Below are 23,757 nucleotides of genomic sequence, written 5' to 3'. Positions count from 1 at the left end.
GCCACGGCCACGGCAGGAGCCGAAGCAACAGCAGAAGCTGGTTTCCTGCGCGTCGGCGCGGTGGGTCCGGTTGCGGGGGCGTGAGCCGCATGGATGCGGCGACCGAGCTTACATGGACGTACTTGCAGCGCCCCCCGCAACCGGACCCACCCCGCCTTCGACAGTTTCCTGCGGTCTGTTGGACATGTTGATGGGGTCAGATCCGTTTTCCGCAGGAAAACGGATCTGACCCCGGATTCAATTCGATATCTGACAGATCTGATCCACGCATGGCGTGGATGGTCCAACCGTCACCGGAAATCTGTCGGGGGGTGGGGCGGTGTGGGTGGGCAGGACCGTTGGCGCCATGGATGGCGCCATCGAGCCCCCATGGACAGGTTTACGGTGTGTCCTGACCAGCCACACCGTCCCGCCCAACTCACAGAAAACCAGAGCCGCTTTTGATCTTGATTTGGCTTCGGCAGGTGCAGGGCGCAGCCCTGCCGAAACCCTACTTCACCCGGCGGCCCGAGCGGTCGATGCGGAACCGCTCTCCGCCTTCCATCGGCGTGTGGCCATCGGCATCCGGCGTGCCGCGCCGGCAGCCGTTGCAGACCTCGGCCACGCCATCCTGGAATGGCCAGGCGAAATCGAAGGTGCCGGGCACCACCTGGCGGAACTTCAGGTCGAAGTAGCCGACGCGGCTGCCGACGCGGCCGCGCAGCAGGCCTTCCTGCGGCGTTTCCGGGCCGTTGTCCCAGGTCAGCACCGGCAGGCTGCGGCCCGTGCGGTCGACGTAGTGGAAGCCCTGGTCGGCATACACCACGGCCAGGCCGTGGTCGTCGTAGTTCAGGTCCTTCAGCGTATCGGCGCTGATCTTCAGCCGGTGATCGACCACCTCGCAGTTGGGGAGCGGCCACAACCCGTGTTCGTCGGTCAGCAGCTTGCATGCCGGTGCCTGTGCCTGTGCATTGGCACTGACCAGCACGCCAAGCATTGCCAGCGACCGCGCAAGGCGGCCGCTGGCAGGGGCAGGGCGGGCCTGCCGCGCGATCACTTTGCCTCGGCCTTGCGTTCGAAGGCCGCCGGTGCCGGCAACTGCACCGGCACGCCCTTGTCATCGCAGGTGCCGGCCTGGCACAGGCGTTCGCGCAGGGCCGGGGTGGCCTGCACGATCATGTGGTAGATCGCGTTCTGTTCCAGCGTGCCGCGGATCGCCTTGCTGCCCGGGCCACGTGCCCAGATGCCGACGTCCTCACCACCATGCGATTCGGACTTCATCGGCACCAGCGCTTCCTGCATGTAGTCCGGATGCTCGGTGTCGACCTCGCGCAGGTTCGGGCGACCGTTGGCCGGTTCGAAGCTGCTTGGGTTGTGCGGGTAACGCTTCGGCCCGGCCGGCTGCTGGTTGCTGCTGCCGGTGTGGCCTGGGCCGTTGGCGTAGCTCAGCGTGGTGTACGGCTGGCCGGTGCCGTCCAGGGCGTAGTCCAGCTTGCCGGCGCCGTCTTCGCCGCCCTTGTCCTTCACCTTGCCCAGGATCGGGTTGCCGCGTGCCGGGTAGCCGACGAAGTTCAGCGTGTGCGAGTGGTCGGCGGTGACGATGATCAGGGTGTCGTCGGCCGAGGTCAGCTCGTTGGCCACGCGCACCGCATCGGACAGCGCCACGGTCTCGGTCAGTGCACGGTAGGCATTGCCGCTGTGGTTGGCGTGGTCGATGCGCGCGCCTTCGATCATCAGTACGTAGCCTTCCGGGTGCCTTGAAAGGTTCTTGATCGCCGCTGCGGTCAGTTCGGCCAGGCTCGGCTCACCGCCCGGATCCTGCGGGCGCTCGTACTCGTAGCGCATGTGGTCCGGCTCGAACAGGCCAAGGATGGCCGGCGCATTTGCGGCTGCGGCCAGCTGCTTGCTGTTCCAGACATAGGCACCCTGCGGATGCGCCTGCTGCCATTCCTGGACCAGGCTGCGGCCGTCCAGGCGCTGGCCGACCTTGTCGTCGTATTCCGGGTCGCGCTCTTCCACGGTGGTGAACTCACCACGGCCGCCACCAAGGGCGACAAGCGGACCGCGCCCATAGCGCGAGGTCGACAGCAGCTGCTGGGCGATGTCCTTGCAGCCGGCCGCCTTGGCCGCTTCAGTCAGGTCGGTGTCGTTTTCCCAGTTGCGCTCGGGCGAGTGCGCGTAGGTGGCAGCGGGGGTGGCATGGGTCAGGCGGGCGGTGGATACCACGCCGGTGGCCAGGCCGGCGCTGTCGGCCAGCTGCAGCCAGGTCAGCAGGCCCTTGGACAGGCTGTCGGCACAGTCGGTGCGGCTTCCGGCACTGACGCCGATCGCGCCCATGTGGGTCTTCACGCCGGTGGTGATGGCGGTCATGGTGCCGGCCGAATCAGGCGTCTGCGAATCGGTGTTGTAGGTCTTGCTGAACGCCGTGGCCGGGAAGCGTTCCCAGGACAGCAGGTTCTCCTCGCCGGAGCCGCCCTTGCGCTGGCCCTCGTAGATGCGCGAGGCGGCCACGGTGGTCAGGCTCATGCCGTCACCGAGGAACAGGATGACGTTCTTCGCCTTGCCGGACATCGCACCATTGGCCGCAGCCTGGGCGGCACCGCTGCGGTACCACCACTGCGGGGTCTCGCCGGCCGGATGGGCGACGGGATCGACGGCGACCTTCAGGCCGGCCGGGGCGGACGCGGGGGCAGTGCTGGCGCAGGCGCCCAGCAGGAGGGTGGTGGCGCAGGCGGCCAACAGGGAGACGGAACGACGCATGGACGCTGGGATCTCACAAACTGTAACGGGACATTCATTATGCCCGCCCCAGCAAGGCACGCCGATGACACACTGATTTGCCGGCCGGGCGGTCGTTCTGCGGGCTGCCTTGGGCTATCGTGCCAGCATCCCTTCCTTCCCCTCTGGATTGCCTATGACGCTGGTCTCTGCCTGGCTGCGGATTCCGTTCTGGCAGCGCGTGGTCGGTGGCTTCGTGCTCGGCGCGCTGGCCGGCTGGGCGCTCGGCCCGGCCGCGGAAACGTGGTTCGGCCCGCTCGGTGAGCTGTACGTCACCCTGATCAAGATGATCGCCGTGCCGCTGGTGTTCTTCGCGGTCATCAACGCGATTTCGTCGCTGCACGGGCAGAAGTCCGTGGCCGCGCTCAGTGGGCGCACCTTCCTGTGGTTCGTGATCACCGCCGCGCTGGCAGTGTGTGTCGGCCTGGCCGTGGGTACGGTGCTGCAGCCCGGCGCGGGTGGCCTGCAGTTGTCGATGGCCAGCAACTACGTGCCGCGCGAAGTGCCCAGCGTGGTGCAGGTGCTGCTGGACGTGGTGCCGGCCAATGTCTTCTATGCGCTGTCCGGCATCGGCACCAAGGTCAACGCGGCCGGTGAGACCGTGCTGGCCGCGGGTCGCGGCTCGATCCTGCCGGTGATCTTCTTCGCCGGCCTGGTGGGCTTTGCCATCGTCAAGCTGGGCGAGAAGGTGACCGAGGCGCGCAAGCTGGTCGGCCAGATGAGCGACATCATGATCCAGGTGACCCGCTTTGTGCTGGAAGTCACCCCGATCGGCACCTTCGGCCTGATCGCGGGCCTGGTCGGCAGCTATGGGTTCGAGAAGCTGCTGCCGCTGGGCCATTTCGTGCTGGCGTTGTACGTGGCCTGTGCGCTGCACATCGTGGTGGTCTACAGCGCGCTGCTGCTGGCGCACGGCCTGAACCCGCTGAAGTTCTTCCGTGGCGCCGCACCGGGCATGCAGGTTGCGTTCGTCAGCTCGTCCAGCTTCGCTGCGATGCCGGTGGCGCTGCGTTCGATCACCCACAACCTGGGCGTGAACAAGGACTACGGTTCGTTCGCGGTGCCGCTGGGCGCCAGCATCAAGATGGACGGCTGCGGCGCGATCTATCCGGCGCTGTGCGCGGTGTTCATTTCGCAGTACAGCGGCGTGCCGCTGACCCCGGAGCAGTACGTGGTGGTGCTGATCGCCTCGGTGCTGGGCAGCTTCGGCACCGCCGGCGTGCCGGGTACTGCGGTGATCATGGCCACGGTGGTGCTGAGCGCGGCGAACCTGCCGCTGGAGACCATCGGTTACCTGTATGCCATCGACCGCATCCTGGACATGATGCGCACGATGACGAATGTGACCGGCCAGATGCTGGTGCCGGTGCTCGTGGCCAAGGAAACCGGGCTGCTCGACCAGGCGGTGTATGACAATCCGTCCAGCAATGTGGGCGTGGACGATCCTGACCCGACTCCGCCACGCAGCTGAGGTTGCGTGGAGATGAAAGGCCCGCCTGACCGGCGGGCCTTTTGCTTGGGGATGGCCGACGCGGTGCCGGCCAAGGGGCATTCCTCGTAGATCCACGCCATGCGTGGAGGGAGAGACACAGTGCCGACCAACGGTCGGCACCTACCAGGGCGGTCGGCGGTGGCACAACGAGCAGGTCCCAGTAGATCCACGCTATGCGTGGATGGGGGGCAATGGATTCCTGCCAACAAAAAAGCCGCTGCAGGGCAGCGGCTTCTCGCGTCAGGCGGCGCCGTAGCGCCAGCGGGTCAGAGGTCGACCCGGCGGGCCTGCATGAACTTGTTGCCCCAGTAGCCACTGAGCAGGGTGTCCACGCGCACGTCCTTGCCCGAACTCGGTGCGTGCAGGAAGCGGCCGTCGCCGACATAGATGCCGACATGGTCGACGCGGCCCTTGCGGCCGAAGAACACCAGGTCACCGGCAGCCAGCGCGGTGCGGTCGTTGATCAGTTCGGCGTTGTCATCGTGGGCCATCTCGCGCGAGACGCGCGGCAGCTCGATGCCCAGGGCCGAACGGAACACATAACCGACCAGGCCGCTGCAGTCGAAACCGCTGTCCGGGTTGCTGCCACCCCAACGGTACGGGGTGCCCAGCAGGGTCATCGCGCGGCGCAGCAGCGACTGCACCTTGCCGTTGTCGGCGGCGGTACCGACAACGCTGCCATTGGCGGCGCTGCTGGTGTCGTAGTTGGCGAGCAGGCGGCTGAGGTCGCCGGCCACCACGGCCGAGCGGTCCATCAGCGGAATGGTGTCGTTGGCGGCCAGGTGCGGCAGCAGGGCGGCCAGCGTGGCGCTGGCGGCGGCATCGACGCGGCTGCGCTGCGGAGCGGCAGCCTCGGCCTTGGCGGCCGGTCGGGCGGCGCTCTCGGCCACCGGGGCCGGGGGCACATCGGAACGGTTCGGAGCAGTCTGCGACCAGGCCGGAAGGCTGGTCAGGCACAGTGCCAGGCCAAGCAACAACGGGCGGGCACTGCGTGAAGATACGGAAGTCTGGCCTTCGCTTTTCAGGTCGTCAGTCGTCACGCGTCGGTCACAGGAAAAAAACGATGGGGCATCATGCCCTGTAAAACCGCCGATAAGTTAAAAATTCCGTTAGTAAAACGTTATTTCAGTAGTGATTTACGTCACAGTTTTGAACATATCGCCTGTTCATTTTAGCGAAGGACGCGTTTCGCCCCTGTGTAGTGGTCTTTCCAGTAGGGGCCGCTGAGCGAGTCGAGGCGTACCGTCCCGCCGGTACTCGGCGCGTGCACGAAACGCCCCTCACCTACATAGATGCCGACATGGGTGACGCTGCCTCGGCTGCCAAAGAACACCAGATCGCCGGTGGCCAGGCGCTGCGGATCGATCTTCGGGCCCTGTACGGCGGCCAGGTCGCGCGAGGTGCGCGGCAGTCGCAGGTCCAGCATTTCGCGATAGACATAGGCGACCAGGCCGCTGCAGTCGAAGCCCGAATCCGGGGTGTTGCCGCCATAGCGGTAGGGCGTGCCGACCAGGCTGATGGCCCGCATCAGCACCGAGTTGGCGGCCTCGGGGTTGTCCGGCACGGTCTTCGGCCAGTTCGCCGTCGGCGGGGGCGGCGCCGGGCGGGTGGCCTTGCCGCCGCCACAGGCGGTCATCAACACGGGCAGGGCCAGCAGCAGGGCCGGGGCGAGAAACCGGCGCGGGCCGGACGAAACTGGCGTGATGTGCATGATCTCCGGATAATGCGCCACCTTGGATTGGCCGTCATGATGGCGGCGTCCCCGCCGGGCGACAACCCGCCCCAACCCGCCTGCCTCCGGCAGATCCAGACAGAGTTGCGCATGAAGATCGAAAAAGACCGCGTTGTCCGCTTCCACTACACCGTTTCCGAAGTCGGCCAGGAGCCGATCGAGTCGTCCAAGGACCGCGGCGAGCCGCTGGCGATCCTGATCGGCCACGGCAACATCATCCCGGGCCTGGAAAACGCCATGATGGACAAGGAAGCCGGCGCGACCTTCAACGTCGACGTCAAGGCGGCCGATGCCTACGGCGAGCGTCGTGAAGGTCTGTCCCAGCGCGTGCCGAAGAAGCACTTCGGCAACACCAAGCTGGCCCCGGGCCAGCAGGTCGTGCTGCAGACCAACTTCGGCCCGCGTGCGGTGACCGTGCAGAAGGTCGGCATGAGCGTCGTCGACGTCGACCTGAACCACCCGATGGCCGGCAAGGACCTGCACTTCGACGTCGAGATCGTCGACGTGCGCGAAGCCGGCAAGGAAGAGATCGACCACGGCCACGTCCACGGCGACGGTGGTCACCAGCACTGATCGCAGCGCGATCGTGATGGATGCAGCGGCCCGCTTCGGCGGGCCGTTGCGTTTCTGGAACACGGCGCGGCCATCCATGGCGTACGGGCCGGCGGCATAATGGCGGACCTGCCTGACGGACGCCCCGTGAACGCCGCTTCTCCTTCCCTGCAGCCGGTCGCTTCCGGCGAACGCATCGCCGTGCTGGACGTGCTGCGCGGTGCCGCGCTGCTGGGCATCCTGCTGATGAACATCGAGGCCTTCAGCGGACCGCTGGACCTGGCCTTCACCGGCATCGACGTACATTGGCAGGGCATCGACTACTGGGCCGATGCCTTTGTGTACGTGTTCGTGCAGGGCAAGTTCTTCACCCTGTTCTCGCTGCTGTTCGGCGCCGGCTTCGCGGTGATGGCGCAGCGCGCTGAGGCCGCCGGGCGCGACTTCACCCCGTTCTACCTGCGCCGCAGTGCTGGCTTGCTGCTGATCGGCCTGTGCCACGCGCTGCTGGTCTGGTCCGGCGACATCCTGGTGATGTACGCGTTGGTCTCGTTGCCGTTGCTGGCCTGCCGCGAGGCGCCGCGCAGCTGGCTGCCGTGGATGGGCGTAATCGTCTATCTGGGCGGCGTTGCGCTGATGCTGCTGGTGGGCGCGATGGTGTCGATGGCTTCGGCCGAAGAGGTGCGGGGCATGCTTGCCGAGGCGCAGCAGAGCATCGACCTGCAGCGGCAGGTGTACGGGCAGGGCAGCTGGGCGCAGGCCACTGTGCAGCGCCTGAGCGAGTTCGGCACCTCGATGGGCGCGCTGCTGATCACCGGCCCGGAAGTGCTGGGCATGTTCCTGATCGGCAGCTGGTTCGCCGCCAGCGGCGCGTTGGCGACGCCGGAGCGCTTTCCGCGGCTGTACGCGGTGCTGCGTTGGGGGGCACTGCCGCTGGGCCTCGTGGTCACGCTGCTGGGTATTGCCTGGAAGCCCTACCTGGCGCCGGGTGCCTACGGCCTGCCGGTGACAGCGGCGATGGCGCTGGTGACGATCGGTGGCCTGCCGATGTGCCTGGGTTACCTCGCGTGGATCGTGCATTGGCGTGCGCGGTTGGCCTGGCTGGCACCGGTCGGGCGCATGGCGCTGACCCACTATCTTGGTCAGTCGCTGCTGTGTACCTGGACCTTCTACCACTATGGCCTGGGCAGGTTCGAGATGATGCCGCGCAGCGTGCAGCTGTTGTTCGCGCTGCTGCTGTTTGCCGCGCAGGTGGTCTTCTCGCACCTGTGGCTGCGCCATTTCCGCTTCGGCCCGATCGAGTGGATATGGCGTGCGATGACCTATCGGCAGTGGCCACCGATGCGGCGCAGCACGGAGCAGGGGTGAGCGATGGGCACGCATGCGCTGTGCCGATCGGCCGCGCGCCCGCGCATCCTCACGTCTGGCTTGCAGCGGGGCATGGCATGCTCGGCATCAGCATGAGCGCCGGCACCGGCCAGCTGATCGCCGATCTCGTCTGCGGCCGCACGCCAGCGATCGATCCTGCCCCTTACCGACCCGAGCGATTCCGATGAGCACTGCACCTTATGATTACGACCTGATCGTCCTTGGCGGCGGTTCCGCCGGCCTGGCCGGTGCCATCCGTGCAGCGCAGCATGGCAAGCGCGTGGCGATGCTGGAACCGGGCGAACTGGGCGGTACCTGTGTCAATGTTGGCTGCGTGCCGAAGAAGGCGATGTGGCTGGCGGCCGACCTGCACGAGCGCATCGGCCTGGCCAATGCGATGGGCTTCGATGTCGAGGCACGCCCGGCGCTGTCGTGGAAGGAGCTGGTGATCCATCGCCAGGCCTACATCACCAACATCCACACCAGCTACCACAAGCGCCTGGATGAAACCGGCGTGGTGCGCATCCCTGCGCGCGGCCGTCTGCTTGATGCGCATACCGTGGCCTGCAGTGACGGCGTGCATTACAGCGCCGAGCACATCCTGATCGCCACCGGCGCGCATCCGCTGCGTCCGGATATTCCCGGCGCGGAACTGGGCCTGGTTTCCGATGACTTCTTCGATCTGCGTGCGGCACCGGCCGAGGTGGCGATCATTGGTGGCGGCTACATCGCGGTGGAACTGGCCGGGTTGCTGCAGGCGCTGGGCAGCAAGGTGAGCCTGCTGGTGCGGGGCAAGCGGTTGCTGGAGCGCTTCGACTACGAGCTGACCGACCAGCTGGCCGAGAACCTGAAGCAGCAGGGCGTGCGGATCCACTTCGACTATCGCCTGCGCGAACTGCAGCGCGATGGCGAGCGCGTGCGTGCGTTCGGCCATGACGGCCCGATCGACAGCGTGTTCGATGCGGTGTTCTTTGCCACCGGCCGCCGCGGCAACAGCCGTGATCTGGGCCTGGAAGCGCTCGGCATCGGCATTGGCGAGCACCAGCAGGTGCAGGTGGACGAATGGCAGACCACCTCTGTGCCGAGCGTGCACGCGGTCGGCGACATCGCTGGCAAGGTCGGCCTGACCCCGGTGGCGGTGGCCGCTTCACGGCGGCTGATGGACCGCCTGTTCGGTGGACGTCCGCAATCGAAGATGGATTACGAGAACGTGGCCAGCGTGGTGTTCTCGCATCCGCCGCTGGGTGCAGTGGGCATGAGCGAAGAGGAAGCGCGCGCGCGTTTTGACCAGGTGAGCGTTTACCACAGCCGTTTCCGCCCGATGCTGCAGGCGCTGGCCAACGGCACCCAGCGCAGCCTGTTCAAGATGGTCTGCGCGGGCCCGGAGGAGCGCGTGGTGGGTATCCACCTGCTGGGCGAAGCGGCCGACGAGATCCTGCAGGGCTTCGCGGTGGCGGTGAAGATGGGCGCAACCAAGGCCCAGTTCGACGACACCGTGGCGATCCACCCGACCTCGGCCGAGGAAGTGGTGCTGATGCGCTGAGCCCGCAGTTGTAGAGCCGAGCCCACGCTCGGCTGCTTTTCGCCCAGGCTTGGCGAAGCCGAGCGCAGGCTCGGCTCTACAGGGCACCGGGGGCGCCCGTGCGACAATGGGCGCCCCCACGCCTTACCGGGCCGCTCTGCGCGGCCCGCCGTCGTCCTGATGTCCACGCCCGCTTCCCGCATCGCTACGGCTTCCCCCCGCATCGCGCTGGGGGGTATCGGCCTGGCTGCGATCGGCGCCATTGCTGCTTCCGGCAAGGCCATCATCGTCAAGCTCGGCCTGCGCCACGGCGTGGATGCCACCACGCTGCTCGCCCTGCGCATGCTGATGGCGCTGCCCTTGTTCGCGTTGATGGCCTTGTGGGCCGCGCGCCGGGCCACACCGCTGTCCTGGGCCGACCGCGCCCGCGTGCTGTGGCTGGGCTTCACCGGCTATTACCTGTCCAGCCTGCTCGATTTCCAGGGCCTGCAGTACATCAGCGTGACGCTGGAACGGCTGATCCTGTACTTGAACCCGACCCTGGTGCTGCTGATCAACGTGCTGCTGGCGCGCCAGCGGCCGGGACGCTGGCAGATCGGCGCGCTGGTGCTGAGTTACCTCGGCGTGCTGCTGGCCTTCGGGCACGACCTGCAGCGCGAGGGCGGCCAGATCATCGTCGGCAGCCTGCTGGTGCTGGGCAGTGCGCTCAGCTACGCGCTGTACCTGTTCGGCAGCGGGCAGGTGGTCGCGCGCATCGGTGCAGTGCGGCTGACGGCCTATGCCAGCTGCGTGGCCAGCGTGCTGGTGCTGCTGCATTTCGCGGTGACCCATCCGCTGCCACTGCTGTGGCAGGCACCGGCGCCGGTACAGTGGCTGTCGCTGGTCAATGCCACTGTCTGCACGGTGCTGCCGGTGCTGGCGATCATGTTGGCGGTGCAGCGCGTGGGTTCGTCGCTGGCCGCACAGGTCGGTATGCTGGGCCCTGTTTCCACCATCGTGATGAGCCTATGGCTGCTCGACGAACCGATGGGGCCGGCACAGATCGCCGGCACCGTGCTGGTGCTGATCGGCGTTCTGCTGGTGACCCGCCTGCGGCGCTGACGCCGGAGCAGGCGCGTGCGCGCATCCTGGCGGTGATCCGCGCGATCCCGGCGGGGCAGGTGATGGGCTACGGCCAGGTGGCGATGCGCGCGGGCCTGCCCGGGCGTGCACGCCTGACCGCGCGCATCCTGGGCCAGAACGACGACCCGGACCTGCCCTGGCACCGCGTGCTGCGCTCGGATGGGCGCATCGCCATGGAAGAAGGGTCGGCGGGCTGGCGCGAGCAGTCGCAGCGGCTGCGTGCCGAGGGCGTGGTGGTTGAGAACGGCCGGGTGCAGATGCCCACGACCGATCCGGCGGTAGCGCTGGATGCTGCCGTATGGGGGCCGGGCTGAGCGCCGCTGGCGACTGAACAGGCCGGACCTGCGGGTCGCCAACAAGGCGCGGTGCTGCGGCTATGATGGAGGTCGTTCCATGCCGGTGCTCCCATGTTCCCGCGACTGCCAACCGTCACCAAGGCCCTGCTGATCGCCAACGCGATCCTGTTCCTGCTGCAGCAGCCGTTCCTGCTCGGCATGCAGACCTTTGAGCCGTTCATGCTGCAACCGCTGCAGCAGGGCTTCGATGCGTTCTCGCCGGGCGGCAACTTCCAGCCTTGGCAGCTGCTGACCTATGGCTTCCTGCATGGCAGCTTCGGCCACCTGTTCTTCAACATGCTGGCGGTCTTCATGTTCGGTGCGCCACTGGAGCAGACCTGGGGCGAGAAGCGCTTCCTGCTGTATTACCTGGTCTGCGTGGCCGGTGCCGGTGTCTGCCAGCTGCTGGTGGGTACGCTGCTGGAGAACCCGGCCACGGTGCTGGGTGCCTCTGGCGGCGTGTTCGGCCTGCTGCTGGCCTACGGCATGCTGTTCCCGAACCAGCGGGTGATGCTGCTGTTCCCACCAATCCCGATGAAGGCGCGCACCTTCGTGATCCTGTTCGGCGTGGGCGAACTGGTGCTGGGCATGACCGGCTGGCAGCCGGGCGTGGCCCACTTCGCGCACCTCGGCGGCATGCTGTTCGGCTGGTTGCTGATTCGCTACTGGCGCGGGCAGCCGCCGTTCAACAAGCGCCGACCGCCCGGCCCACCGAAGCGCCCGAACCATCTGCGCAGCGTCAAATGATCCGAAGGATCATTTGACGCTGTAGGTGCCGACCGTTGGTCGGCACGCCTTCTCCCACGCGGGTAGGTGCCGACCTTGGTCGGCACGCCCTCACAGATCCTGCAACACCACCTGCGCCGCATTGTGACCTGGCGCGCCGGTCACGCCACCGCCGGGATGCGTACCCGACCCGCACAGGTAAAGGCCGGGCAGGGCACCACGATAGCCAGCCTGGCCAACCATCGGCCGTGCCGAGAACAACTGGTTGGCACTGAGCGCTCCGTGGAAGATGTCGCCGCCGATCAGGCCGAAGGTGCGCTCCAGATCCAGCGGTGACAGCACCTGGCGGCCCAGTACGCTGCCAGCGAAACCCGGCGCATACCGTTCAACGGTGGCGATCATCAGATCGGCCACCGTTTCACGATGATCATCCCAGTGACGCCCGCCGGGCAGCACGGGCGCCACGTGCTGGCAGAACAGGCTGGCGACGTGCTTCCCCGGCGGCGCCAGCGAATCGTCCAGCGTGCTGGGAATGAGCATTTCCACGATTGGTTCGCGTGACCAGCCATTGCGACGCGCATCCAGCCAGGCACGGTCCATGTAATCCAGGCTTGGGGCCATGATGATGCCGGCGCTGAGGTGATCGCCGGGACCGGGCAGAGCGCGGAAGTCCGGCAGCTGCGACAGCGCGACATTCATCCGGAACGTGCCGGAACCGCAGCGCCAGTTCGCCATGCGTTCGCGCGTTGCGTCCGGTACCTGCTCCGGTGCCAGCATCTGCTCGTACAGCAGCTTTGGATTGACGTTGGCGATCATCGCGCGTGCGCGCAGGATTTCGCCGTTGGCCAGCGCCACGCCCACGACACGACCCTGCTCGATCAGCAGGCGTTGCACACCGGCATCCACGCGCAGCTCAGCCCCGGCCTCCCGCGCGGCAGTGGCGATGGCCTGGCTGATCGCGCCCATGCCACCGATCGCATGGCCCCACGCACCTTTCATGCCATTGCACTGGCCGAACACGTGGTGCAGCAGTACGTAGGCACTGCCCGGTGTATAGGGGCTTGCGTAGTTGCCGACGATGCCATCGAAGCCGAACAGCGCCTTGATCGGCTCGCTTTCGAACCAGCGGTCCAGGTACTCGGCCGCCGACAGCGTGAAAAGGTCCAGCAGCTCCTGCCGCAGCGAGGCATCCAGCGTGGCCAGTTCACGACCGAGGCGGCCCATCTGCCACAGGGCGGGCAGCGCACGCCAACCGCCTGCTGCACCCAGGTCCGGCGGCGCGCGCAGGGCCCAGGCGCGCAGCACATCAGCGAAGATCTCCAGGCGCGCTTCGTATTCGGGTAGCCGCTGTGCATCCCGCTCGGAGAACTTCGCGACCCCGGCCTGGGTGCGGCCCGGTGCGGACAGCAGGTAGCGGCCGTCCGGCAATGGCAGGAAGTTGTTGGCCGGGCGATTGATGATGCGCAGCCCATGCGCATGCAGCTGCAGGTCGTCGATCACCTTCGGCTGCAGCAATGACACCGTGTAGGACGCCACTGAGTTGCGGAACCCGGGGTGGAATTCCTCGGTGACCGCCGCGCCGCCGAGAACGCCACGACGTTCCAGCACCAGCACCTTCTTGCCAGCGCGTGCGAGATAGGCCGCGCAGACCAGGCCGTTGTGGCCGCCACCGATGATGATCGCATCCCAGGACATCAGCACCTCGGAAAAAGGGGACGGAGGGGATTAAGTCGCAATCCGCATCTGCGCACAGGGGGGAAGAAACGACTTAATCCCCTCCGTCCCCTTTTTTGATTGCCGCTTCGATGGTGGCGATGTCGATCTTCTTCATCGGCATCATCGCGTTGAAGGCGCGCTTGGCCAGTGCCTTGTCCTGGCTGGTCACCGCTTCGATCAACATGCGTGGGCTGATCTGCCAGGAAATGCCCCATCGGTCCTTGCACCAACCGCACTGGCTCTCCTGTCCGCCGTTGCTGACGATGGCGTCCCACAAGCGGTCAGTCTCGGCCTGGTCCTCGGTCTGGATCTGGAAGGAGAAGGCTTCGCTGTGCTTGAACGCGGTGCCGCCGTTGAGGCCGACGCAGGGGATGCCGCAGACCGTGAATTCGACCGTCAGTACGTTGCCTTCCTTGCCGTCCGGGTAGTCGCCCGGGGCGTGGTGGACAGCGGTCACCGCGCTGTCTGGCAGGAGGCTGGCATAGAAGGTGGCGGCCTCGAGCGCGCCGTTGTCGTACCAGATACAGATCGTGTTCTTGTGTGCCATGTCCGGCTCCGCGTTGGACGAAGCCGCAGCGATAGCACGCGCAGTGTTAACCCGGGATCGTGCTGCACCCGCAAAAAAAGAGCGCCCGAAGGCGCCCTTTGTACTACCAGTGCGGCCGCGGGCTCAGCGCCAGACCTTGATCTGGTCGGCTTCGCTGCGCTGCATCGGCTGCCCGGCCTTGCAACTGAAGGTGGCACCGAACGCCGGCAGGTTGGCCAGCGTGCCGTTGCTGCGCCACAGGCCCGGTGCGCGGATGTCGGCGGTCAGGCGGCGCGCGGCCTCGTTCGGCGACAGCTGCTGTGCCCACAGTGCCGACCAGGCGCGGAAGAAGCCCTGCTGCTGTGCCTGCTTGGCCTTCGGTTCCTGCGCGGTATACGCCGCCCAGGCCAGTTCCAGGCCGGCGATGTCGGCCAGGTTCTCTTCCTGGGTCAGCGTGCCATTGACCTTGGCACCCTTTACGCCCGGGAAGTCGTAGGCGCTGTACTGCGCGGCCACGCGATTGCCGAGCAGGGTCCAGGCGGTCTTGTCGGCCGGGGTCCACCAGCTGCGCAGCTCACCCTTGGCATCGACCAGCGCGCCCTTCGCATCGATCGCACGGGTCAGCTCATGGCCGACCAGGCCCCCGAAGCTGCCGAACTTGTCGGCGGTGTCGGCCTTGGCGTTGAACACCGGGCCCTGCAGGATCGCGGCGGTGACGATCAGGCGGTTCTGCGCCAGGTCGTAGGCCAGCGACGGCTGCTGCGGCAGCACGTCCCAGCGGCGGTCGGCATTGCCCTTGCCGATGCGCTTCATTTCCTCGCGGTGGCGCCAGGTCGATGCAATCAGCATGTTGCCACCAAACGAGCCGCGCCCCATCGGCTGCACGCTGTAGTCCAGGTCGCGCAGTGGCGTGCCGATCTCGATCTTCAGCGCAGCCAGCTTGGCCTGCGCTTCGGTCTTGGCTTCGGCACTCATCCAGCTGCTGTTCTTTACCGCCTCGATCTGTACTTCGCGCACCTTGTCGACGATCCATGCGGCCTGGCGACGATCTTCGGCCGACAGGTAGCGGGCGGCGTACTCGCGGCCGACCATCGGGCCGGCGGCCACATTGATTGCATCCAGCACGGATTCCCAGCGCTGCGGCGGCAGGGTCTGGCCACGCAGCACACGGCCACGGAATTCGAACTCGGCGTCGCGGTAGGCCTTGGACAGGTACGGCGCCATCGAGTCGCCCACGCGCCAGCGCAGGTAGGCTTTCCACTGGTCCGGCTTGAGCTTGGTGACCATGCCATCGAGCTGCTTGAACAGGCCCGGATCGGCCAGCGAGACCAGGTCGTCATCCACGCCCTGTGCCTTCAGGAACGCGTCCAGCTGCAGGTTGCGGTAGCGGCTGTTGAGCTCCTTTGTGGAGATCGGCGCGTAGTTGTTGAACGGGTTGTTGATGCCGGCCAGCGACTGCGCGTTGCGCGCCAGCTCGGTCTCCAGCGCGATCACCGCCTGCGATTCGGCATCCAGCTTGGCCGCCGGGGTGCCGGTCAGCGCCAGGATCTGCTTGACGTAGTTGCGGTAGCGGCCCATCAGCGCCACGGTATCGGCGTCGGTGCGGGTATAGAACGCCGGATCCGGCAGGCCCATGCCGCCCTGCATGAAGTAACCGATGTGGCGGTCCAGTGCCTTCAGGTCGACGTCAGGGCCAAAGTTGAAGGCGACCGGGATGCCCACCTGGTGCAGCGCGGCGATCGAGGCCGGCACATCCTTGGCCTTCTTGATGGCGTTGATGCGGGTCAGCAGCGGGGCGATTGGATTGGAACCGTCCGCTTCCACGGCGGCTTCGTCAAGGCCGCTGGCCCAGAAGTCACCCAGCAGCTTCTGCACGTTGCCCTGCGGCGACTTCATCGCGGCATCGAGCAGGTCGCGCTGCTGCTGGCGGCTGCGGTCGACCAGCTGGCCCAGTGCGGTAGTGGCGCCGGTCTGCGGAACCGGGTTGGCCTTCAGCCAGCCTGCATTGGTGGTGTTGTAGAAGTCGCTGCACTGGGCGCTGACGGCCGGGGCGCGTGCGGCCTTCTTCTTGGCGGCGGCAAACGCATCGTGGGTCGGGACCAGAGTCGCCAGGCTGATGCCCAGGGCGATGGCAAGCGGACGGAAGTTGGGCATGTGGAACGAATCCGTGATGGATTGAGGGCGCGCGCACTATAGCAAGCCGGGCATGGGCGCGGCATGCACGCATCACGGTGGTCCGCCGAGCCGTGCGCCGACCAAGGTCGGCATCTTCCAACGGCGTGGGCCATGCGTGGATGACGGGCGCTGTGAAAAACAAGGGCCCGGGAATTCCCGGGCCCTTGCAGGTACGCCGCAACGTCAGCCGTTGCTTACCAGATCACCACCTGCTGCTCGCCGGTGCGGGCCATCGGCGAACCGGCCTTGCACTGGAACGCGGCGGCGAAGGTCGGCAGGTTCGACGGCGCACCCATGGCACGGAACTGCGCCGGGGCGTGCGGGTCGGTGGCCAGGCGGACCTTGGCGTTTTCCGGGGTGTACTTGGTGCGCCACACGGTGGCCCAGTTGAAGAAGAAGCGCTGGTCTCGGGTGAAGCCATCGACCTTCGCATCTTCCTTGCCGGCGGAGGCCTTCTGCAGGGCGTCGTAGGCGGTGGCCAGGCCACCCAGGTCGGCGATGTTCTCGCCCAGGGTCAGGTGGCCGTTCACCGCCTGGCCGTCCACCTTGTACTGGTCGAACTGCTTGACCAGCTTGCCGGTCAGGCCTTCGAAGTTCTTCTTGTCGGCCGGGGTCCACCAGTCTTCCATGTTGCCGGTCGGCCCGAAGCGCGCACCCTGGTCGTCGTAGCCGTGGGTCATCTCATGACCGATCACCGCACCGATGCCGCCGTAGTTCAGCGCGTCGTCGGCCTTCGGATCGAAGAACGGCGGCTGCAGGATGGCGGCCGGGAACACGATCTCGTTCTGCAGCGGGTTGTAGTAGGCGTTGACGGTCTGCGGGGTCATGCCCCACTCGGTCTTGTCCACCGGCTTGCCGATCTTGGACAGGTTGAACTTGTAGTTGAACTCGTTGGCCGCGCGCACGTTGCCGAGGAAGCTGTCGCGCTGGGTCTGCAGGCCCGACCAGTCGCGCCACTTGTCCGGGTAACCGATCTTCGGGGTGAAGGTCTCCCACTTGGCGATGGCCTTGGCCTTGGTTTCCTCGCTCATCCAGCTCAGGCCCTGGATGCGGTCCTTCAGCGCGGCGGCCAGGTTCTTCACCAGTTCTTCCATCTTCGCCTTGGCTTCCGGCGAGAAGGCAACCTTCACGTACAGCTGGCCGAAGGCTTCACCGGCATCATTCTCGATGGTGCCCAGCACGCGCTTCCAGCGCGGCTTCTGTTCCTTCTGGCCGTTGAGGGTCTTGCCGTAGAACTCGTAGTTCTCCTGCACGAAGGCGTCAGCCAGGTACGGCGAGGCACTGTCCACGGTGTGGAAGCGCAGGTAGGCGCGCCACACCGACGGGTCGGTATCGCCCAGCGCCTTGCTCACTTCCTCATGGAAAGCCGGCATGGCCAGCGAGAACTTCTCCGGTGCGGCCACGCCCTGCGACTTGAAGAACTCGGTCCAGCTGAAGTTCGGGGTCAGCTTGTCGGCGTCGGCCAGGGTGACCGGGTTGTAGTACAGCTCGACGTTGCGCGACAGCTCGACGCGCGACTTGGAAGCCTTGGCCAGGCGGGTTTCGAACTTGACCACGTCCTCGGCCTGCTTGGCCGCGTCGGCCGCGGCGACGCCGGACAGCTCCAGCACCTTGGCGACGTGCGCCTGGTAGGCCTTCAGCTTGTCGGCGTTCTTGGCATCGGTGTAATAGGTGGTATCCGGCAGGCCCAGGCCGCCCTGGCTGGCGTAGGCCATGTTCATGGCCGAGTTCTTGAAGTCCGCTTCGGCACCGAAGCCGAACAGGACGTTGTCACCCTTGGCGGCGCTGGTGCGCAGGTAATTGGCGATCGCTGCCTTGTCCTGCAGGCCGTCGATCGCCGCCAGGTCCGCCTTCAGCGGCTCGATGCCCTGCGCGTTGATCTTCGCTTCGTCCATGCCGGTCGCCCACAGGTCGCCGACGATCTTCTCGATGTGGTTCGGGTTCTTGACCTGCGCGACCTGTTCGGCCAGCTGGTGCTGCACGGCCACCGAACGCTCGTCGAGGATGGTGAACGCGCCCCAGCTGGTGCGGTCGCCCGGGATTTCGTTGGCGGCCAGCCACTTGCTGTTGACGTAGTCGCCAAAGGCGGTGCAGGCGTCCTTGGTGGTGTCCAGGTCGCTCGGCTGGAAGGCGTTGTAGGCCGGCAGCTTGCTCTCGTCCAGCTTATAGGTGGTGGCTTCGGCGGTGGCCGGGGCGGAGGCGGCGGCGTCCTTGGCCGGGGTTTCAGTCTTGCCGCAGCCGACCAGCGCGGCCGAAACGGCCAGGGTCAGCAGCACGATCTTGGGAGTACGGGTCACTTGAATGGCCTCCGGGCCGAGTGAGTCAGGGAGTGGCCGCAGGTGCGACCGTGGGCCGAACGATACGCCGCCGGCCAGACCTGCAAGGGTGTCGAAGGTCATGTCCCCGCGCAAGGGCCAGAACGTGCAAGGGCGCCCGCCGGGCGCCCCTGCTGTAGGCCGGTAACGCTTACAGGCCGCCGCCGCCGCAGCCTTTGCCCAGGTAGTCGTCTATCAGCTGCAACTGGTCGGCCATGATGCGGCGCGTCCAGGCCGGCCCGTGGGCGTAGTCGGCGATGGCGTGGAACTCGACCGGCTGGCCGGAACCTTTCGCCTTGTTCACGAACCACTCCGACTGTTCGATCGGCACCGTGCGGTCGCGATCGCCGTGGTAGACCATCAACGGGATCTTCATCTCGCCGGCCTTGTCCACCGGGTTCAGGCCGGCCACCGTGGGGGCCTGGGCCTGGCGGAAGAATGGGTTGGTATAGAAGCGCGACCAGATCTTCTTGATATCCGAGACGCCGGCGCCGGCAATGGCGCATTTGTACAGGCCGTTGGGGCGCACCGAGGCCGCAAACGCCGAATAGCCGCCATAGGAGAAGCCGAACATGGCGATGTGGCCGGGGCGGGCGATCTTCTGGTCGATCATCCACTGCGCGCCGTCGTCCTTGTCATCCTGCATCTTCTGGCCCCACTCGGCGTCACCGGCCATCCACAGCTTGCGGCCCCAGTCGGCCGAGCCACGGAACTGCGGGCGCAGCACCGCCATGCAGCGCGATGCCATCAGCGGGACCCACATCGAGCCATCGAAGTCCATGCCATCGCGCGCCCAGGGCCCGCCGTGCGGATGCACGACCGCCTTCCAGGGGCCGGCGCCGCACAGCTCGGTGCTGGGCGTGGTGAGGAATGCAGGAATGTCCAGCCCGTCGCGTGCCTTGTAGTAGACCAGCCGGGTCTGGCCCAGCGCGGCAGGCTGGATCTGCGGGTAGGTCTTCGCCAGCAGGGTCAGCTTGCCGTCGTGCAGCAGGTGGTATTCGGGCGGATTGGAAGGCCCGGAGGTAACGACCAGCACGTTGGAAAGGTCCGCCGTGTAGTCGACGATGCGCAGGCTCACGCCGGTATCGTAGTTGGCGGTGAAGCGCTGGCCGTTGGCGGTATCGACCATCGCCAGCGGTTCCTGGGTGATGCCCAGGGCCTGGCGCAGGCCCTGGTCCAGCGCCTTCATGCGCGGCGAGGTCCACTGCATGTCGTCACCGCGCGGACCGGCGTAGCCGATGCCCATGATCTCGCCGAACGGCACCGCACCCTTGCGGAAGCGGTTGATCAGCATCGAACCGGCGTTGAACAGCTTGTGCTCGAACAGCACTTCCTTCTGCTTGCGCGCGCTGATGTCGTACTCATACACGATCGCCTTGTCGCGGCCGACATTGCTGAGCACGAAGGCGATGTTCGGGTCGTCGGCAAAGCCGATCACCTGGTTGACGTCGCGGTTCTTCACATAGGAGCGAAAGTGCTCTTCCCAGGTACCGGTGGCGGGCGACCGGAACTCGGTGGCGACGTAGGCACCGGTGCCGTCGACATCCTGGCGCAGGCGTGCGCGCAGCTCGCTGTCGAGGTCGGTGATGTAGCCGGCCACGCGCTCTTCGGTCTTCTGGATGCGCTGCGAGGTGAAGTTGCGCAGGTCGACCTTGTAGACGTCACCGGAGCTGCTGCCACTGCCGTTGACCACCAGGATGTGGTCCGGATCGTTGGGCAGGGTGTCCAGTACCGTGGCGTTGGCCAGGGCCTGCTCGAGCTCCTCGCTGCGGCTGCTGGCACGTGGCGGCGTGATCGGCTCCTTCCATTGCTTGCCTTCGATGTCGGTGATGAAGAACTTGCTGACGAAGGTCTTGGTCACCCGGTCCGCGCGCAGGTCGTAGGGCTGCCACAGCACCACCGCCAGCTGCCCGTTCTTGATGAACGACACGCTCTGGAACTTCATGCGGTTGGCGCCGATCACCGTTGGCGGCTTGTCCAGTGCATCGGTGCGCCACACCACGATCACGCGCTCTTCGCCATTGGCGCGCAGGCCGGCGATGTGCTGGCCATCCGGCGATAGCGACAGGCTGGAGATGGCGGGGAAGGCCGCCATCTGCTCAATGGTCGGAGCTTCGGGCTTGGCGTGCAGGGACGGGGAAACACTGGCCAGGGCCGCCAGCAACAGGGTTCGCTTCATTGCAACCTCGGAATGCAGCGGCAGCTGCCTGTGGAAAAGGCAGTGCCTGAAATGGAACCGCCGCCCCGAAGGGCGGCGGTTGCAGGGAGCAGGATCAGAACGAACGCGTGATGTTCAGGAAGTAGCTGCGACCGAAGTAGTCAAAGCCGCTGTACAACAGCGCGTTGCCGACGGTGCTGTAGACACCCTGGGAGATGGTCGGCGGCTTGCGGTCGGCGAAGTTGCGCACGCCACCGGTGACCGACCACTTATCCGCTTCATACTTCACCGAGATGGCCTGCAGGAAGTAGTTCGGGGTGTACAGCTTGTACGCCGAGGTAGCCGGATCGAAGTCACCCGGGTTGCGCTCCTCGTAGTACGCGTAGCTGTCCATCTTGTCGATCCAGTCCAGGCCGTAACGCACCTGCCAGTTCTTCCACTTGTAGCTCAGGTCCAGCGAGGCGGTGTTTTCCGGACGCGACAGCATGCCGTTGTAGTCCACCAGCGGATCGTCGGAGAAGACCTTGCTGGCCTGTTCCAGGTAGTGGGTGAACTGCAGCGTGGTGCGCAGGGTGCCCGGGCCGATTTCGCGGACATAGCGGGTGGTGAAGTCCAGGCCACGGACCTTGTCGGTGGACAGGTTGATGAAGCCGTTGGTCACCACCAGCTGGTTGTTGACCGGGTTGCGGGCCACCAGGCGGCACAGACCCGAACCGGAGGAGAAGTCGGCACTGCCGCTGTCATAGCAGCGCGACAGGATGTTCGCGCCGCCCGCGCTGTCGACGCCGTTCTTCACTTCGATGTCGAAGTAGTCGGCGGCGAAGGACAGGTCACCGAAGCCGCTGCCGAATTCTGGCTGGATCACCACGCCCAGGGTCTTGGCCTTGGAGGTTTCGGCTTCCAGGCCGGCCTCGGCACCACCCTGGGTGACCACGGTCACGCCCTGGGTGGCTAGGTAGTCCGGTGCCAGGCCCAGCGATGCGCAGTTCTGGTAGCGCGGCGAGCTCGGGTTGCGATCACCATACTCGTTGCAGGGGTCGGCACTGCTGCTCAGGAAGCCGGTGGTGCCGCCCAGGAACTGTTCGAACAGCGCCGGTGCGCGGTAGGAGGTGCCGTACGAAGCACGGAACGACAGCCACTTCACCGGCGTCCACAGCGCGCCGATCTTGTAGGTCTCATCCGAGCCGTAGGACTTGTAGTCGGTGTAGCGGCCGGACAGGTTGACCGTCAGTTCCTCGGCAGCGGTGACGCCGGACAGCAGCGGCAGTTCCAGTTCGCCGTAGGCCTCGAGCACCGAGTCCGAACCGCGGGTCGGGGTGGCGTTGGTCAGGTTGTACAGGTCGGCATTGATCGAGTACGGCGACGGGGTGTCGTCGATCCGTGCCTTGCGGTACTCGACGCCGAACGCGCCGCCGGCCGAGCCGTAGGGCATGTCGAACAGCGGGCCGTTGACGTTGAAGTTGACCGTGGTTTCCTTGTACAGCGTGTTGCCGGTGACCGGCACGAACACCCAGTCCTTCCAGTCTTGCGGCAGCTTGCCGCCGATGGTGTTGGTGTTCAGCGCCGGCGCGGCGATGCAGCCGTTGGAAGCGTCGCGGCAGACATAGCCACCCGCACCGTTGGAGACCACGTCCAGGCTCTGGCGCAGGCGGCTGGTCAGGAAGCTTTCAAAGGTGTAGTCGGCGTCGCTGCGGGCGTGCATGACGTTGAAGTCATAGTTCCACTCCGAGCTCAGGTGGCCACGCAGGCCGGCATTGAAGCGCAGGAAGTCGACGTTCTGCTTGTTGGTGTCGTTGCCGAAGCCGATGAACGCACGCACGCCCAGGTTCCTGCCGCTGGTCTGGTCGGTCGGGGCGCCGGCTACGCTGTCACGCAGGTTGGCCGGGATCAGCGGGCTGCCCACGGCGTAGTCCAGGGTCAGCTGGCGGTAACCGGTCTGGGTCGACTTGCGCTTGTTGCCCAGGAACTCGTAGTACAGCTCGGCATCACCCAGTGCATTGAGGTCGAAGCCGCCCTGGAAGTACAGGGTGTGGGTCTTGGTCGGCGAGATCAGCGACTCGTTGCGCATGGCCGGGTCGAAGGTGTCGCGGGTGTTCAGGTCCACGCCTTCGTAGCCGACCAGGCCGGTGGTGATCGCCGCGTTCGGGCGCCAGCGGTTGAAGCGGGTGCCGACGCCGCCCGGAGCGGCCACACCGGTACGGGTGTTGGTGCCGATGGTGTTCAGGGTGGTGCCGCCGGCATCGAGCGACCAGCACTTGGGCTTGCCGGTCAGCGGATCGATGAAGTCACCGCTGCCCCAGGAGTCGCCGGCCTCGATGTCACGGTACATGTCGGTCGGGCAGCCGCCTGCCCAACTGCGGTCGGCCAGGGTCAGTTCGTTGCGGGTGTAGTACTCATACGAACCGGAGAAGTGCGAGCGCTCGCCGGTGGAACCGAACATGATCGAGTAACGGCGCTCTTCACCGCCGCCACCGTCGGTGGCGTTGTGCTGCGCTTCGAAGGTGACACCGTCGACCTTGGTCTTGGTGATGATGTTGATCACGCCGGCCACGGCGTCGGAGCCGTAGATGGACGAGGCGCCGTCCTTCAGGATCTCGACGCGGTCGACGATCGAGTTCGGCAGCACGTTCAGGTCGGTCGAGCCGACCGAGCCGCGGGTACCGGCCGGCGATACGCGGCGGCCGTTGAGCAGGATCAGGGTGCGGGTCGGGCCGAGGCCGCGCAGGCCCAGGGTGTTGGCGCCCGGGCCGCCGTCGGTGACGTAGCCGCCGTAGGCGTTGTTGATCTGTGCCGCACCGGCGGTGACCGCCGTGCTCTGCAGGGCGGCGGTGGTCGAGTTGAAGCCGGCCAGGGTGGTTTCTTCACGGGTGACGACCTGCACCGGCGAAACCGAGTTGAACACGTCGCGGCTGATGCGCGAACCGGTGACGGTCACCGTGTCCAGGTTGGTGGCCTTCGACTTGGGCGCTTCCTCGGTCTGCGTCGTGCTGGAGGCGTCTTGGGCGATCGCCGGGGCGGCTGCGGCGAGCAGCACGGCAGAGGCGAGGGCGAAGCTCAGCGGATGCTTGCTGAGCGACTTGCGATTGATCATCTGAAATCCCCTTGAATCGAATGATTGCGTCGTACACCGGGACTGGTCCTTGTCGACGTCTCCGTGTGTCCCTTGCCCAGTGTCGGCAGCGTGCCGCCGCCCGGCGCTGGTACCGGCTTCACGTGCCGATGACTCGAGATTAACATCACATTAACCAAGGCTGTCAAGCATTC

General features: G+C 66.4%; 17 protein-coding genes and 1 pseudogene. 8 read left to right on the top strand and 10 right to left on the bottom strand.

What is annotated here, in order from left to right; all coding sequences use genetic code 11:
* Positions 1 to 490: 490 nt before the first annotated feature.
* Together A7X97_RS00580 and A7X97_RS00575 are read right to left on the bottom strand one after the other, a co-directional pair.
* A complete protein-coding gene (locus A7X97_RS00580) occupies positions 491 to 1,036 on the bottom strand; it encodes a WG repeat-containing protein (protein WP_072168522.1) in 546 nt (181 codons plus the stop codon).
* On the bottom strand, positions 1,033 to 2,739 hold the full coding sequence (locus A7X97_RS00575; protein ID WP_072168521.1) for an alkaline phosphatase: 1,707 nt from the start codon (positions 2,737 to 2,739) through the stop codon (positions 1,033 to 1,035). The genes A7X97_RS00580 and A7X97_RS00575 overlap by 4 nt, the downstream gene beginning before the upstream one ends.
* Before the next feature lie 154 nt (positions 2,740 to 2,893).
* Between A7X97_RS00575 and A7X97_RS00570 the strand changes: the two genes are divergently transcribed.
* Positions 2,894 to 4,228 (top strand): dicarboxylate/amino acid:cation symporter, encoded by a 1,335-nt coding sequence (locus A7X97_RS00570; protein WP_072168520.1) that lies wholly within the window; start codon positions 2,894 to 2,896, stop codon positions 4,226 to 4,228.
* Between the two features lie 287 nt (positions 4,229 to 4,515).
* Here A7X97_RS00570 and A7X97_RS00565 read toward each other — a convergent pair whose 3' ends face one another.
* Both A7X97_RS00565 and A7X97_RS00560 read right to left on the bottom strand, forming a co-directional pair.
* Positions 4,516 to 5,289, bottom strand: a complete 774-nt coding sequence (locus A7X97_RS00565) for a C40 family peptidase (RefSeq protein WP_053497133.1) — start codon at positions 5,287 to 5,289, stop codon at positions 4,516 to 4,518.
* A 131-nt stretch (positions 5,290 to 5,420) separates the two neighbouring features.
* Positions 5,421 to 5,960 carry a C40 family peptidase gene (locus A7X97_RS00560; RefSeq protein ID WP_005418044.1) on the bottom strand — a complete coding sequence of 180 codons (540 nt, stop codon included), beginning with the start codon at positions 5,958 to 5,960 and terminating at the stop codon, positions 5,421 to 5,423.
* Positions 5,961 to 6,071: 111 nt separating this feature from the next.
* Here A7X97_RS00560 and A7X97_RS00555 point away from each other — a divergent pair, with 111 nt between their 5' ends.
* The 7 genes and pseudogenes from A7X97_RS00555 (at position 6,072) to A7X97_RS00525 (ending at position 11,624) form a co-directional block, all read left to right on the top strand.
* A complete protein-coding gene (locus A7X97_RS00555; protein WP_005418041.1) occupies positions 6,072 to 6,554 on the top strand; it encodes an FKBP-type peptidyl-prolyl cis-trans isomerase in 483 nt (160 codons plus the stop codon).
* A 99-nt stretch (positions 6,555 to 6,653) separates the two neighbouring features.
* Positions 6,654 to 7,898 (top strand): DUF418 domain-containing protein, encoded by a 1,245-nt coding sequence (locus A7X97_RS00550; protein ID WP_088497841.1) that lies wholly within the window; start codon positions 6,654 to 6,656, stop codon positions 7,896 to 7,898.
* A gap of 26 nt (positions 7,899 to 7,924) precedes the next feature.
* Positions 7,925 to 8,086: pseudogene (locus A7X97_RS00545) on the top strand (amino acid dehydrogenase); the annotation flags it as partial.
* Positions 8,083 to 9,441 (top strand): glutathione-disulfide reductase, encoded by a 1,359-nt coding sequence (gorA, locus tag A7X97_RS00540; RefSeq protein WP_072168518.1) that lies wholly within the window; start codon positions 8,083 to 8,085, stop codon positions 9,439 to 9,441. The pseudogene A7X97_RS00545 and the gene gorA, both read left to right, overlap by 4 nt.
* Before the next feature lie 159 nt (positions 9,442 to 9,600).
* Complete coding sequence (locus A7X97_RS00535) at positions 9,601 to 10,521, top strand: DMT family transporter (RefSeq protein WP_061479639.1); 921 nt, start codon at positions 9,601 to 9,603, stop codon at positions 10,519 to 10,521.
* Positions 10,428 to 10,856 carry an MGMT family protein gene (locus A7X97_RS00530; protein WP_404830527.1) on the top strand — a complete coding sequence of 143 codons (429 nt, stop codon included), beginning with the start codon at positions 10,428 to 10,430 and terminating at the stop codon, positions 10,854 to 10,856. Before A7X97_RS00535 ends, A7X97_RS00530 begins: the two co-directional genes overlap by 94 nt.
* A gap of 93 nt (positions 10,857 to 10,949) precedes the next feature.
* A complete protein-coding gene (locus tag A7X97_RS00525) occupies positions 10,950 to 11,624 on the top strand; it encodes a rhomboid family intramembrane serine protease (protein ID WP_005410509.1) in 675 nt (224 codons plus the stop codon).
* A 90-nt stretch (positions 11,625 to 11,714) separates the two neighbouring features.
* On the opposite strand, the gene A7X97_RS00520 is transcribed toward A7X97_RS00525, so the two are convergent.
* From A7X97_RS00520 to A7X97_RS00495, 6 genes are all read right to left on the bottom strand, one after another.
* Positions 11,715 to 13,298, bottom strand: a complete 1,584-nt coding sequence (locus A7X97_RS00520) for a phytoene desaturase family protein (RefSeq protein ID WP_088497840.1) — start codon at positions 13,296 to 13,298, stop codon at positions 11,715 to 11,717.
* A gap of 73 nt (positions 13,299 to 13,371) precedes the next feature.
* A complete protein-coding gene (locus A7X97_RS00515) occupies positions 13,372 to 13,866 on the bottom strand; it encodes a VOC family protein (protein WP_088497839.1) in 495 nt (164 codons plus the stop codon).
* Between the two features lie 123 nt (positions 13,867 to 13,989).
* On the bottom strand, positions 13,990 to 15,999 hold the full coding sequence (locus A7X97_RS00510) for a M13 family metallopeptidase (RefSeq protein ID WP_088497838.1): 2,010 nt from the start codon (positions 15,997 to 15,999) through the stop codon (positions 13,990 to 13,992).
* Between the two features lie 215 nt (positions 16,000 to 16,214).
* Positions 16,215 to 18,317 carry a M13 family metallopeptidase gene (locus A7X97_RS00505; RefSeq protein ID WP_072168541.1) on the bottom strand — a complete coding sequence of 701 codons (2,103 nt, stop codon included), beginning with the start codon at positions 18,315 to 18,317 and terminating at the stop codon, positions 16,215 to 16,217.
* A 169-nt stretch (positions 18,318 to 18,486) separates the two neighbouring features.
* Entirely contained in the window at positions 18,487 to 20,514 is a 2,028-nt protein-coding gene (locus tag A7X97_RS00500) for an alpha/beta hydrolase family protein (RefSeq protein ID WP_072168515.1), read from the bottom strand.
* Positions 20,515 to 20,608: 94 nt separating this feature from the next.
* Positions 20,609 to 23,584 (bottom strand): TonB-dependent receptor plug domain-containing protein, encoded by a 2,976-nt coding sequence (locus tag A7X97_RS00495; RefSeq protein ID WP_005418015.1) that lies wholly within the window; start codon positions 23,582 to 23,584, stop codon positions 20,609 to 20,611.
* Positions 23,585 to 23,757: the final 173 nt, after the last annotated feature.

The organism is Stenotrophomonas sepilia (genome assembly GCF_003244875.1).
GTDB lineage: Bacteria > Pseudomonadota > Gammaproteobacteria > Xanthomonadales > Xanthomonadaceae > Stenotrophomonas > Stenotrophomonas sepilia.
Note: the sequence above shows the minus strand (reverse complement) of the source record. Positions and strands in the feature narration are given on the sequence as shown.